The sequence below is a fragment of the Extibacter sp. GGCC_0201 genome (genome assembly GCF_017566055.1).
Taxonomy (GTDB): Bacteria; Bacillota; Clostridia; order Lachnospirales; family Lachnospiraceae; genus Extibacter.
The window spans coordinates 15,705-28,751 of the sequence record NZ_JABFCH010000035.1 but is presented as its reverse complement, the minus strand read 5'-3'; the positions used below and the strand labels follow the sequence as shown (position 1 = coordinate 28,751).

Here is a 13,047-nt window from a genome sequence, read left to right as displayed (position 1 = left end):
TTTGTTGAGGTAAGATAACGATACCTTTTTTGCAGAGGGTGTTATCTTACCTCTTTTTGATGTATGTTAGATAGCATAACTCTTTACGTCGGCTCCTATCTGTCTGAAATAGGAGATACTTTCAGTAGGCTTGTCGCCTGTATCAACTCTGCCGACAAAGCTATAAAAGATTTCGATTTTGCGGGTGTTCGTTTCCTTATCCAGTTCGTGAATAAGAATACGGTCAATAAATTCATGGACGTTTTCGTAGGTCAGTTCTTCAATCGCTGTGTATCTGCGTACCAGTGCGACAAACCTTTTTACGTCCGCGCTGCGCTCGGTGGCGTTGTCGATTTCCTGTGACAGCTCCGCAATCCTCCGGGTCAGCGTCTTTTTTTCTTCATCATAGCCGGAAGTCAGAAAAGCAAATTGTTCATCTGAAAGTTTCCCTAAAGCGTTGTCCTCGTAGAGCTTGCGGAATAAGATGTTCAGCTCGTTAATACGGTTCTGCGCCTTGTCAAGTTCTTTCCGCTGCTGTGTCAGCGTCTTTTGTACTGCCTTTGCGCTGCACTCGTTGGCGGTTTCGATAAACTCCTGTTCATGCTCTTTCACATAAGACGTTACTCGCTGCAAGTCTGCAAGGACAAGTTCTTTCAATACGCTTTTGCGGATATAATGCGTAGTGCAGAGCATATCATTTCTTGCCCGGTTGCGGTAGTTGCCGCAAGTGTAGGCGTGTTTCCGTTCAAGCGTCCCGGCTCCGCGTACTGCATACATTTTGTAGCCGCAGTCCCCACAAAAGAGCAGCCCGGAAAACAGGTCAATTTCATCAACCTTTGTCGGGCGTTGCCGGGTGGCAATCCGCTTCTGTGCAAGTTCAAAGGTTTCTTCATCAATCAAAGGTTCGTGAGTGTTGGGGAAGAAATACCTTTTTTCCTCCGGGTTCTTTTTCGTCTTTTTCGACTTATAAGATACCTTGTAGGTTTTCCCGGTTATGGTATGCCCTAAATACTCTTTCCTTGTCAGAATGTCGTACAGTGTCTTATCCGGCCAGTTGTACCATGCGTTGAGCTGTGGGCGGGGGTGGCGTTTGCTCCCTGTCCTGCGGTAGCGCAGTTCCCCGACGGTCAATATCTCATTGTCCCGCAGCCAGTTCTGGATTTCACACATACGGTCGCCCCGTACATACATTGCAAAAATCTGTTTTACGACGTGTGCCGTTTCCGGGTCGGGTATCAGATGATTGCGGTTATCCGGGTCGATAAGGTAGCCGTAAGGAGCTTCGCCGTTGACGCGCTCGCCTTTCTGTGCCTTTGCCTGTTTGACAGCCCGGATTTTCTTTGAGGTGTCGCGGGCGTAAAACTCGTTGAACCAGTTCCGCAGAGGGGTAAACTCGTTATCTTCCCTCGCTGTGTCTACACCGTCGTTAATGGCAATGTAGCGCACTTCGTATTCGGGGAAAACAATCTCTATCAGTTCGCCGGTTTTCAGATAATTACGTCCCAGACGGGAAAGGTCTTTTGTTATGACGGTCGCCACGTTCCCGGCTTCAACCTCATGCAGCATGGCTTGAAGCCCCTCACGCTCAAAGCTCACGCCGGAAAATCCGTCGTCTACAAAAAAGCGTGTGTTGAAAAAGTGGTGTTCGTCAGCATACTTTTGTAAAATCAGTTTTTGGTTCTGTATGCTTTCGCTTTCCCCGGCTTGCATATCTTCCTGGCTCAATCTGCAATATAAAGCGGTAATCTTGTCTGTCTGTAACATTTTGTCCTCCTTTCCGACGACAGACAAGCATGGTATTTGTACTGTCTATATTATACCACATACCGCTGCCTGTGTCATGTATAAAATGTGAAGAAACGCCCTATTTCCGGGCGTTTGCGGGGTTCAGCTCCATGTCCTTGCGAATGAGCTTCTTTATCTTTTTATCCAGTGTGTCCGTTGCGCGTTCACTTGCGGACGAACATACAAGGTAAGTAACTTTTCCGATTTTATGCTCCGTTGTGGTAACGGGCGTCTGGTTTTGCGTCAAAGAAAATCCCCCTTTCTTTCGCAAACATATAATACAGTCTATGAATAGCAGCAAGTCCACTATTCAAGAAAACAAAGGCTTTAATCGGACGGTTATTAGCATAACCTCATGGGAATTTCACCCCGGCATGGTTCTCATGCAGCCCTACCCATTGCCTGCGACGCTCTTAACGCTCGGACTGTGGCTGTAAGGAAGTATCATTGTATATTTTGCGTGTCGTCGCCCGCAAGCCGCTACACTTGCTTTCCGGCGCGGTGTTGGTCGCTCGGCTGTCCGGGCGGGGATAACCTCACCCGGATAGCGTCATGGCGCACCCACCGTATGGCTCGGCGCAAAAGGAACGTATCCGATTTGCCCTATGCTGCGCCGCCGTTATCTTGCGCCGCTTTCTTTGTCAAGGTTCAGAATGGCTTTGCTGCCGCGTCAGCAGCGGAACGGAAAAGGGGGAGAGAGAAAGCGTCCCGCCGCTGCGGTTTATTCCTCTGCCTTAAAGGTGAGGACAGCCATCATCAGTTTTGCTTGCAGCCGTTCCCGAATGTCGTGGTCTACGCCAAAATAGACGTTCCCGCGCTCGTCGTACAGCTTCCGCATGGAGAGGCGGGCTATGTAGCCGCTGAAATGCTGCAAGACAATCTTCATAGCGTCCGGGTCGCCCTTTGTCGCTGCCAAAATGACAGGATAGGGAACAAGGGCTTTTTCCGGGTAGCCGGGTTCGTTACCATTCGTCCCATTCATCAGCATTTTCCTCCAGATATTTTTTTAGCAGCTCAAAAGAGCTTGTCCGCCTGTACTGTATCGTGCTTCTCGACGTATCGAACAGCTCCGCAATCTCGGTGTCGTTCATTCCCTCGAAATAGTACAGGAGTACGGCTTTGCGCTTTTCTTCCGGCAAAGTACGGATTGCTTCAAGAAGCAGCTTCGGCGTGATTTTCTTCCCGGCTCTTTCAAAGGCGATTTCCCCTTTGAAATATTCATCAAAGGTATGAAGCTGCCGCGCTTCTTCTAAGGTCAAGTCGGAAAAGGTAATCTCCCTTGCCTTATGCCTGTGCAGCTCTTTGTGAGCGTCACACGCTTCATTGTGCAGTACCGTATTACAAAACTTCTGGAAAGCGCACTGTTTTATAAACTCCCTGCGATTAGGTTCCACATTCTCACCCCCTTTCTCGTTGGAAAGTTGGTGGTGCTTCCCCCTTTTCGCGGGGCAATACTGCCTTTTGAAAAAAACGCCGAAGATTTTCGGATTTTTTTCAAAAAATTTTTTGAGCAGCAAAATACGCCTGTCCGAAAAGCCCGGACAGACGTATAGGTATTGTAAGCGGTATTCAGATGATTAGACAGTTCATATTGATAGACGTAGTTTTCCCCGGCGGTGGTCGGGCTTTTTTTGATGTGTCAATGACCGTCGGATTTTGTCGATATGGTATGTGCTTCATGGCGGCTACCTCCTTTTAGCCGCCGCTTTTAACAGTGATACCGCGTCATTTCATTAGAAGATAAAAAGAAACGGCGGCTTTGGTTTTTCAAAGCTGCTGCGGAAATCAAAGAACGACAAGCAACAGTTCTGATTTTGCTCCAATATGGTTATTGGGGGCACAAATTAAATCAAAAAAGAGCCGATAACAGCAGTATTTCAAACTGCATATTATCGGCTCTGCGTCTGTGCGTCTGGCTCTTTTAATTAAATTATTTTTGTTGTTTTTTGGCTTTATTATATGTATTAGCTAACTGTCCACAAGCTGCTTTAATCTCTCTACCATGAGAAACTCTCATGGTAACTTCAAGTCCTGTTTGCTCTAATTGATGTTTGAACGCAACCATTTCTTGTTTTTGTGGTGCTCTAATTTTTGAATTACTCGTCGGGTTGTATTGCAGCACGTTAATCATAACATTTTTGCCCTTAAACCATTTTGCAAGTTGCCTTATATCTGAGGAACGGTCATTTATACCTGGTAAAAGCAAATACGCAAATACCACTTTTCGATTATGCCTTTGTGAATAGGACAATGCTTGCTTAACAACATCTTCAATAGCGTACATGTGCATATGAGGAATGATGCAGTTTCTCGCAGCCTGTGTTGCTGCATGTAAAGATATTGTCAACTGAATTTTTAGATGTTCTTCGCGCAATTTTTTTAATTGATTAACTGGACCAACTGTTGATACGGTAATGCCGTCGGTTGGAAAGTTAAGTCCATTTCTATCTCGAAGAATATGGATTGCTGCAATCAAGTTGTCGTAATTGAATAAAGGTTCTCCCATTCCCATAAAAACGATACGATTTACTTTTTGACGTATCAATATGACCTGTTGCACAATTTCAGATGGTGTTAGATTACGAACGAAACCATTGCGTCCGGACTCACAAAAAATACAGCCAACAGAACAACCAACTTGCGTACTTACGCAAACAGTCCCACCATCTCGCCGTTTAATAAAAACCGTTTCGATATACCTGTTGTCTTTCAATTCATAAACATACTTTTCAGTATCGCTACTTTTATAGACTTTTTTTGTTGATATTGATAGATTTTTTTTGTGAAATGGCTGTTTATACAATTCCGCATATAAGGCTCTTGCTTTATCCTCTCCAATTACTTCCGACATTTCTTTGTAAGTAAATCCGTATGGGTCATTCAATATTTCCGTAAGTGTACTTTTAGGTAAGTGTTTCATTTAATATCCTTCCTTTTGTTTTTCAGAGTTTTTGATTATGATTTCTAATTTTTCAACATCAATGATATGTGTTAATTTACATTTAGGGCAGAAAAGAGGAAAATTTCTTAATACCGTATTATAAAATACTTGAACCCTCGTCTTTCCGTTACAAATTGGACATTTTATCCAATATTTTTCAAGCATAATATTTCTCCTTTTGTGCAAAAAAATACAGGTCAATTCTCAACATGAGCATTGACCTGCATTTATACATATAACACTACAACAAAATTAAGGCATAGTTTTTATACTATGTCTATACATCGTTAGTTTTGTTGTATAGCATACGCAAAATAAGCATGACAAAAAAGCCCATATTGAAAATGGGAAAAATCTTTTTTGATTTCAATGCTTATCGAATACGCATGCTATGTAACATAAACATTTCCCCCTTTTAATAATACTATACAAAAAAAGCGGCTAATTGTCAACATATACATATGAATTATTTTGGCTAACTGATTGAATTGTGTAGACATATCCAAGAAGAAAGGGGAACAGTAAAATGTAACAGGGTGAATAACTATGGCAAAAAGACCAGTACCGAAATACGATTTCAAGGCTTTTGGGGCAGCGATAAAGGCGGCGCGGACAGGGCGCAAGGAGAGCCGCAAGAAAGTGAGCGACGAAATGTTTATCTCGCCGCGCTACCTTGCGAACATTGAGAACTTGGAAACGCCGCCAGAGAAGAACACGCAGCGGCGGCAGCTTGACGCGCTTCTTGACGGTATGAGCGATACAGGCATACGGATTGTGAGCGCAACGGCAAAGGAGATAGCGGAAGTCGAAACAGAGGGCAGATAAGAAGTGTCCGTCAGAATTGAATAAGGTTTAGAGAGCGTTGTAATCTTTTTTTGAGGATTGCAGCGTTTTTCTTTTGCGGAAGTTTGGCAAAACCGGGCATAGCTCCGTAGTAAGGCATAAGGGATAAAAACATTCGTAGCAAGCATAGGAAGCGGGTACCCACTTCCGTATTTTCCCCTCCCGCGCTGCGGCGCGTCGGTTGAAAATTGCTTGTTGGGAAGTGTCCCAAACCCTCGGAACGGAAAGGAAAGGAGCGAATACATGAACGGACGCAAAAGAACGGTGCAAATCAAATTCAGAGTGACGGAAGCGGAACGGGATTTAATACTGGAAAAAATGAAGCTCGTACCCACCCGGAACATGGCGGCATATCTGCGGAAGATTGCCATTGACGGGTATATCATTCAGATAGACCATGCCGATATAAAGGCAATGACCGCAGAGATACAGAAAATCGGTGTCAACGTCAACCAGATAGCACGCCGCGTAAACGCGACGGGGAACGCATACCAAGAGGACATAGAGGAAATAAAGGGGGTGCTTGCGGAGATATGGCGGTTACAAAGATTAAGCCTATTAAAAGCACTCTAAGCAAAGCCCTTGACTATATCGAAAACCCGGACAAGACGGACGGAAAAATGCTTGTGTCCTCTTTCGGCTGCTCCTATGAAACGGCAGATATTGAATTTGAATATACCTTGTCCCAAGCACTCCAAAAGGGGAACAATTTAGCCTTTCATCTGATACAGTCCTTTGAGCCGGGGGAAGTCGATTATCAGAAAGCCCATGAAATCGGAAAGCAGCTTGCCGACGCGGTAACAAAGGGGCAGCATGAATATGTACTCACGACGCACATTGACAAAGGACACGTCCACAATCACATTATTTTCTGCGCCGTAAATTTCGTAGACCACCGCAAATATAATTCCAACAAAAGGAGCTATTACGGCATACGGAACATGAGCGACAAGCTGTGTCGGGAAAATGGCTTGTCCGTCGTCGTTCCCGGCAAGGGCAGCAAGGGAAAGAGCTATGCGGAGTACCAGGCAGAAAAGACGGGTACAAGTTGGAAAGGCAAGCTAAAGATTGCCGTTGACGCGCTTATCCCCCAAGTTTCCAGTTTTGAGGAATTGTTGCAGCGGTTACAGGCGGCGGGCTATGAGATAAAGCCGGGGAAATATGTGTCATGCCGCGCCCCCGGACAGGAACGCTTCACCCGTCTTAAAACCCTCGGCGCGGATTATACAGAGGAAGCCATAAGGGAACGGATAGCGGGCAGACGGGCAAAGGCGGCGAAAGCCCCCAGAGAGCAGCGCGGCGTTTCGCTGCTTATCGACATTGAGAACAGTATCAAGGCGGCGCAGAGTAAGGGCTATGAACAGTGGGCGAAAATCCACAATCTGAAACAGGCAGCAAAGACCATGAATTTCTTGACGGAACATAAGATTGAACAGTACGCGGATTTAGTCAGCCGGATTGAAGAAATGGCAGCGGAAAGCGGACAGGCGGCAGACGCATTGAAGGACGCGGAAAAGCGGCTTGCGGACATGGCGGTGCTTATCAAGAATGTTTCCACCTACCAAAAGACAAAGCCCGTCTATGACGCATACCGCAAGGCAAGGAACAGGGAGAAGTACCGCGCCGGACAGGAACAGGCGATTATCCTACATGAAGCCGCCGCAAGGTCGCTGAAAGCGGCGGGCATTGCAAAGCTCCCGAACCTTGCCGCGCTGCAATCGGAATATGAAGCCCTCCAAGCGCAGAAAGAAGCCCTTTATGCCGACTATGGGAAGCTGAAAAAGAAAGTCCGGGAATACGATATTATCAAGCAGAACATTGACAGCATTTTACAGGCAGACAGGCAGCCGGAACGGGAAAAGGGAACAGAGCGCGGATAAGGATAGCAAAATCCCCGCCGCTGTGCTATGATAGGGCTATCAAAAAGCAGAGGAGCGTTGAGCATGGAAAACCAGAAAATGCCGGAATATGAAACCATACGCGCCGCCGTTGCCGGGGAAAAATGGGCGGTGGAGAAAGTCGTGGAGTGCTACAAGGACGAAATCGACAGGCTATCGACGGTAGCGGTCAGACAGCCGGACGGAAGCACGAAACAGGAAATCAACGAAGATATGCGCCAGTCCATCACAAAGAAGCTGATAGAAGCCCTCCCGCAGTTCCCGCTTGAAGAAATGGAAAAGGGAAATGTCAGATAGGCAAAAAAAGAACAGGGCGCGGAAGCCAGTATATGACTTCCGCGCCCTGTCTTTTTATGGGTGCTGTTTTCGTGAATGTTACGCAGTAGAACGCCATTTTTGGGGGTAAAGGTATAAAGTATCGCCTATCCGATTTTCACGCCCGGAAAGCCCTGTAAATCAAGGGATTTTCCGCGCCTACTGCGTAACAGGGGCGCGTCTTTTCCTCATGCGCTCGGCGGCTTGTCTGCGGGTGATACGTTTCCGGCAGACGGGGCAGTATTTGACACTGTTAGAGGTTGACGCAAAGAACGCGCCGCACTCGGTACACTTCTTCCTGTCCCCGGTCTGGTAAAGCTCCGCATAGAGCAGCTTGTCGGCGGGAAGCACCGCAACCCGGAACCACTTGCAGAGAAGCGAATAGGAAATGAGCTGCGGACATACGCACTCGTCCCCGTCGTCCAGTAAGATACAGTTCCCGTTATCGCAGTTGCAGCACGTCCGGCGCACAAGCGCATTTACTTTCCGGCTCTGGGGCGGTGTCAGCCGCTTAATCCCACTCATGCTTCATCAGCGGCGTAAATGGGAAGCACCGCAAACTCCGCTTCGCCCATGCGCTCCACTTTGGCAAGGGTACGGGCTGCAAAGTCCCGCATTTCCCCGTCCATAAAGGGCAGCGCGGCGTTCATGGCGACGATAAGCCCCTGTCGGCTCCCGGTCTTGTAAATGCTCAAAAGGTTTGTTTCCTCTACGGTCAGTTTTGTCATGTTCACACCTCCAAATCGTGATTTTTTGTTTTCGCCGCCGCCTTTTTCGGGGCGGTCTTTGCTTTGTCCGTTTTAATCTGCGCCCGGATAGAGGGGCGGGGCTTCCTTATCTCCCTGTCCCGGTTCTCCCCCTTGTCAATCAGCGCATACATCCCATGTCTGCCCTCGATTTTGGAAAAGGAAAGTGTCTTGTAGGGCAGCATGGAGAAAAGGCGGTCAGTGTCCTTTGTGGCTGCAAGCCGCATGAACGCCGGGGAAAGCTCTGCCATGAAATGGGTCTTGTTCGGGCTGTTCGGCTCGTAATGCCGCTTCATTTCCCGCACAATGCGCCGCGCTTCCGTTTCAATCAGCCCGTCCCGCAAGGCTGTGATATGCGCCTTGAAGTCCCCCGGTGAAAGCTGCTCCCGGCTGCGCCGTTCTTCCTGTAAGAGCGATTGCAGCGCGTCCGGGTCGTTGGGTAGGGCTTCAAAGCGTTCAAACTTCCCAAGCTGCGGGTCTGGGTTGCCGTTGAAGAACCGTCCGGCGGGTATCTCCCTTTCCCCTCGCTCATAAATCAGCTTCACCGTATCGGCGGGCAGCTCCTTTTCCTTGACGCGCTCATAATGTTTAGAGTAGTCCAGTTCGTACAGATTGCCCTTGATTTTCCCGCGCTCCTTTCCCGTCAGCTCGATTGCATAGGCAAGGACGCGGTCGCTTGTCTGCTCCATGTAGAAACGCCATGTGTTGTGGGGCGCGGTGTCTTTGAGGAAAACGTCGCGCTCCCGGAAACAGTGCGTCCCGGACGGGCGGCAGAACCACAAAAGGGCCTTGTCCTCCCTGTGGGGGCTTGCCGCCGCCTTTGCGATAATCTCTTTGTCAATGTCTAAGTCGCTCTGGTAAAAGCCTGTGTTCTGCTTCATAATCGCTTCAAGGGAAGCAAACAAATCCACGTTTTCAAATTTACTCTGTTCCGGCATGGGTCAGCTCCTTTCCAAGTCCTGTGACTTCTGCTTTGCGGTTTTCTTCTGCGCCTTTTCCTTGTCGGCTCTAAGCTGCGCCCGGATAGAGGGCTTCTTTTCCGGCTTCGCTTCCTTGCCGCGCTCCTTGTCGGCTTTGACAGCGTTAGCCAGGTCAACAAGGGAAATCTGCTCGCCCGCCTTTACCTTTGCTTCCAGTTCGTCAACGGTGGGGGTGTTGTTGATGATACCGTCAATCATGTTCCCGTTCTGCTCTGTGGTCTGCTCGGCGGTTTTCAAGGGATTGTCCCGCTGCGCCTGTTCTGCGGCAACGGCAAACGCCCGCGTCCCATTCCCCATAATCAGATACTTTCCGTCGTCCGACTGGTGGTGAAAGCCATATCCGGCGGCTTCTATCTGCTCCCGGCTCATAGCGGTTACATGGAAAGTCCCTCTCGGTGTTTTGACAGTTTCGCCCGTTTCCAAGTCGTCCGGGGTAAGCTGCTTCTGCTCCTGTAAAAACTCCGGCACTTCCCGGAAACCTACACTGTCAACGAAATGCGCCGCGTCCTGTCCGTCCTGATGAAGCACTACCACGTCCGAAACGGAAAGGCTGTGTCCCTTAAAATCTTTGGGGTGGTCGATATTGAAACGGGTGTAAATATCTTCAAGGGAAGTTTCCGGCGCAAGGGGCGCGGAATAGACAAGCTCATAGTTCGCCCTGTCAACCACATTCCCCGCCGCCTGCAGGCGGTCGTAAGGCTCAAAGCGGAAATCCCTTGTTTCGTCCCCGCCTTTTATCTGGTAAATGGAAAAGGTGTCTTTGTCCTGTCCGGCGGTCTGCGCCGTTTCCTGTGCCTTTGCGTAAAGCTGCTTCACGTCGCCCTCGGTCAGCTCGCCGCTTTTGAGCTGCCCCATAAGCTCGCGGCATTTCTCCGGCGTTCCCGTATAAAGCACGTCGCCCATTTTCGCCCGCCCGTTCTCCTGTGTCACATAGGCTTGCAAGAGGTAGCTGTTTTCCCGGCTGTCGCTGTAAGGGTTCCGGCGCACCTTGTAAATCGTTTCCGGGGTAAAGGCTTCTTTCGGGGCTGCACCCGCCTTTTCCTGTGCGCCGGATTTTCCCGGTGCGGCTGCTTCCGGCTTCTCTTTCCCGGCTGTATCTGCCTTTGCCGGGGCTTCCGGCTGCGGCTGCTCCGGCGGGGCTGCCTGTTCCTCTCTGGTGGGCTGCTCCTGTCCGGCGGTCTGCTCCTTGTCCTGTGCCTTTTGCAGCTCCGCAAGATTTTCGTCTATTGAATTGATAATCTCGGCGGCTGCGCTGCGTATCGTTTCAAGGGAGCTTTTCAGCTCGGACAATTCCCGCCCGCTACTCCACCCGGCGACATAGCCGAAAGAGTAGTCCGACGTGTCAAGCCCGTAATGTTGGCAGACGGTATAGGCGACGCTTTCCGCTTCGACTTCGCGGGTGCGGCGGTCAATGTGGGGCTGCTGCTCGTCCTTTGGCGCGTTGAGGTCAATGTCGTGCAGCTTCGCATGGGCGATTTCGTGAATGGCGGTCTTTAAGGTCTGCAATTCGCTCATGCCCTCGTTGATAGCAATGCGCTTGTCCTCCAAGTGGTAGTAGCCATGAGAGCCGCCCTCGATATTCTCAAAGGCGATAGGAACGGGGGAAGTCTTTTCAAGGGCTGCGAAAAAATCCTTGTAGCGGTCAACGTCGCCCGGCAGCTCGTCAATGGCAATGTCCGGCAGCTCCTTTCCCTCGGTCTGGGAAACGTCAAAGACGGATACCACCTTGTAGGCGGGTATGGTGACTTCCTTTTCCTCGGTGACGGGCTTCCCGTCCTTGCCGATTATGGGCTTCTGCGTGTGCGGGTCGATTTTCTGCATTTCCTGTTTGATTTTATAGGGCGACGGGGCAATGATTTTAATTCCCTTTTGCCCTTTCATCACGTTTCGCTCAAAGTTATTCTTCCAAGCGGAAAAGCCCGCCACAAGGGAAGCGTCCGGCTTCTGCATGGCGATAAGGACGGTGTTTCGGAAGCTGTAATTATGGAATTTTGACATGACTTTCAGATATTCCTTGTAACGCTCGCTGTCAAAGAGTTCCGCAATACCCTGTTCCAGACGGTCGGTAATCTCTTTTAATTTCTCGGCGGGCTTCTCGCTCGTCAGCACGATAGGGATAACCGGGCGCGGCTCCTGTGGCTGCTCTGCGGTCTGCGCCGTTCTCTGCCCCGGCGCGGCTGCGTCCATTTCTACCTTTGACGGGTCGGGTCTTTCCGGCTGCGGGGGCTGCGGCGTTACCCGGTATTCCTCCGGCACGTCGCGCCCGTCGTACCATTCTGTAAAGGTGTTGCGGTTGTTGTAGATATAGCCCTTTTCGGTAAACATACCGTCGTCGTTAATGGAAGCGTCGCGCCCGTATTCCTCATACATGAAATACTTTTTCGCTTCTTCGGGCAGTTCGGGTTCTTCCAGTTCATCAACCAGATAACGCCCGTATTCTTCTTCATTGTGGACGGACGGATAAATCCAGTAGCAGTCAAGGTTTTGTGCAAGGTTGATGATGTCCTGTAAGCTGTCGGCATGGTCGCCGTATTCAATGGCTGCAATGAATTTCTCCCGGTCGTCGTCAAACTGCATTTCCAAGAGCTTCCCTAAATAGTTCAGCTCGTCGGGGTGGGAATACTCGCTTAAATGTTCCGCCAAGCCGGGGATAGTGGATTGAAATTCTGTGAAATGCCATTCCTCATAGTGCTTGAAGTCAATCCCGATACGGTCAAAGACTTCTTTCAGATGTTCGGCAGTCGTGGGGAATGTCACCCATTCGCCCGCGGGTCTGCCCTCGGTGTACTTCCCAAGATTGGAAAGATAGCCGCTTAAAATCGGTTCTGCCATTTGTTCGCTCCTTTCTTTTTCAATCATGCGGTGCATAAGCTCAAAATCCTCAATGCTCATGCTCCCGTCAAATACATAGGGGTTAAAATCCTCCCCGTCCCGGTAGGGCTTTTCGGAAAAGGGAAGCCCCGCTTCATGGGCGGCTGCCCTCGCTTCCTCGATAACCTCCGGGGGAAGCCTGTCGTCATGCGCTCCGATAAAACCGTCAATGTCGTTCATGCTGTTTTCGTAGTGGTAACGCACTCCGGCGGTCAGCTCGTCAAGGCTCATGTCCTCGCCTAAATGCCCGCAATAGTAGCCGTTTAAGATAACGGCGGCGGGGTCAATGCTTTTTATTTCCTCTAACCGGCTCCTGTCCTCCGGGTAGAGCGTATCGTCCATATCAAGATGAAAATATTCCGCGTTCCATGAACGCCCCTGTTTCCAGAACGCCACCCATGCGATACCGTCCCTAAGCTCGTCTTGATAGTCCTTTACGGTGTCCCGTAAACTTGCCATAGTGAAAAACCTCCTTTCTCTGCGGCAGCGTCATAAGCTGCATTTTTTGGCTGCATGGTCTACTACGGGTACGCCCGCATTTCTGCCAAATATTTTTGAAAATTTTTAGAGGGTGAAGCCCTCCGCAAAAGAGGGTTTGGGAAACTTCCCAACAAGCAAAATCCCCGTCCGGCGCGTCAGCGTCGCAACGGGGATTTACGGAAGTGGGTACCCGCTTCCTATGCTTGCTA

At 49.5% G+C, this 13,047-nt stretch carries 14 protein-coding genes; 4 read left to right on the top strand and 10 right to left on the bottom strand.

All coding sequences use genetic code 11. The features are described 5' to 3' along the window. Nucleotides 1–66 precede the first annotated feature (66 nt). The 6 genes from HJV72_RS17655 to HJV72_RS17630 form a co-directional block, all read right to left on the bottom strand. A complete protein-coding gene (locus HJV72_RS17655; protein ID WP_002569190.1) occupies nucleotides 67–1,743 on the bottom strand; it encodes a recombinase family protein in 1,677 nt (558 codons plus the stop codon). A gap of 100 nt (nucleotides 1,744–1,843) precedes the next feature. After that, entirely contained in the window at nucleotides 1,844–2,071 is a 228-nt protein-coding gene (locus tag HJV72_RS17650) for a transposon-encoded TnpW family protein (RefSeq protein ID WP_004607973.1), read from the bottom strand. A 414-nt stretch (nucleotides 2,072–2,485) separates the two neighbouring features. Beyond that, nucleotides 2,486–2,746, bottom strand: a complete 261-nt coding sequence (locus HJV72_RS17645; RefSeq protein WP_002590583.1) for a helix-turn-helix domain-containing protein — start codon at nucleotides 2,744–2,746, stop codon at nucleotides 2,486–2,488. After that, nucleotides 2,727–3,158, bottom strand: coding sequence for an RNA polymerase sigma factor (locus tag HJV72_RS17640; RefSeq protein ID WP_009255547.1), 432 nt, complete (start codon nucleotides 3,156–3,158; stop codon nucleotides 2,727–2,729). The genes HJV72_RS17645 and HJV72_RS17640 overlap by 20 nt, the downstream gene beginning before the upstream one ends. A 536-nt stretch (nucleotides 3,159–3,694) precedes the next feature. Continuing rightward, nucleotides 3,695–4,684: a 23S rRNA (adenine(2503)-C(2))-methyltransferase RlmN gene (gene rlmN / locus HJV72_RS17635; RefSeq protein ID WP_004607971.1), complete on the bottom strand. Its 990-nt coding sequence runs from the start codon at nucleotides 4,682–4,684 to the stop codon at nucleotides 3,695–3,697. Further along, a complete protein-coding gene (locus tag HJV72_RS17630; RefSeq protein WP_004607970.1) occupies nucleotides 4,685–4,870 on the bottom strand; it encodes a cysteine-rich KTR domain-containing protein in 186 nt (61 codons plus the stop codon). 381 nt (nucleotides 4,871–5,251) lie between these two features. Between HJV72_RS17630 and HJV72_RS17625 the strand changes: the two genes are divergently transcribed. The 4 genes from HJV72_RS17625 to HJV72_RS17610 all read left to right on the top strand — a co-directional run bounded on the left by HJV72_RS17625 (nucleotide 5,252) and on the right by HJV72_RS17610 (nucleotide 7,743). After that, nucleotides 5,252–5,530 carry a helix-turn-helix transcriptional regulator gene (locus tag HJV72_RS17625; protein WP_208072961.1) on the top strand — a complete coding sequence of 93 codons (279 nt, stop codon included), beginning with the start codon at nucleotides 5,252–5,254 and terminating at the stop codon, nucleotides 5,528–5,530. A gap of 261 nt (nucleotides 5,531–5,791) precedes the next feature. Then, nucleotides 5,792–6,121, top strand: coding sequence for a plasmid mobilization protein (locus HJV72_RS17620; RefSeq protein ID WP_002585086.1), 330 nt, complete (start codon nucleotides 5,792–5,794; stop codon nucleotides 6,119–6,121). Beyond that, on the top strand, nucleotides 6,082–7,428 hold the full coding sequence (locus HJV72_RS17615; RefSeq protein ID WP_002585087.1) for a relaxase/mobilization nuclease domain-containing protein: 1,347 nt from the start codon (nucleotides 6,082–6,084) through the stop codon (nucleotides 7,426–7,428). Before HJV72_RS17620 ends, HJV72_RS17615 begins: the two co-directional genes overlap by 40 nt. 63 nt (nucleotides 7,429–7,491) lie before the next feature. Continuing rightward, complete coding sequence (locus HJV72_RS17610) at nucleotides 7,492–7,743, top strand: helix-turn-helix domain-containing protein (protein ID WP_002585088.1); 252 nt, start codon at nucleotides 7,492–7,494, stop codon at nucleotides 7,741–7,743. Between the two features lie 177 nt (nucleotides 7,744–7,920). Here HJV72_RS17610 and HJV72_RS17605 read toward each other — a convergent pair whose 3' ends face one another. From HJV72_RS17605 to HJV72_RS17590, 4 genes are read right to left on the bottom strand one after another with little or no spacing between them, the layout of a single operon-like run. Next, nucleotides 7,921–8,286, bottom strand: coding sequence for a cysteine-rich VLP domain-containing protein (locus HJV72_RS17605; protein ID WP_208072959.1), 366 nt, complete (start codon nucleotides 8,284–8,286; stop codon nucleotides 7,921–7,923). Continuing rightward, entirely contained in the window at nucleotides 8,283–8,489 is a 207-nt protein-coding gene (locus tag HJV72_RS17600; protein ID WP_004853547.1) for a transposon-transfer assisting family protein, read from the bottom strand. Before HJV72_RS17600 ends, HJV72_RS17605 begins: the two co-directional genes overlap by 4 nt. Nucleotides 8,490–8,491: 2 nt before the next feature. Further along, complete coding sequence (locus tag HJV72_RS17595; protein ID WP_208072956.1) at nucleotides 8,492–9,445, bottom strand: hypothetical protein; 954 nt, start codon at nucleotides 9,443–9,445, stop codon at nucleotides 8,492–8,494. Between the two features lie 3 nt (nucleotides 9,446–9,448). Next, nucleotides 9,449–12,817: an antirestriction protein ArdA gene (locus HJV72_RS17590; RefSeq protein ID WP_208072954.1), complete on the bottom strand. Its 3,369-nt coding sequence runs from the start codon at nucleotides 12,815–12,817 to the stop codon at nucleotides 9,449–9,451. Nucleotides 12,818–13,047: the final 230 nt, after the last annotated feature.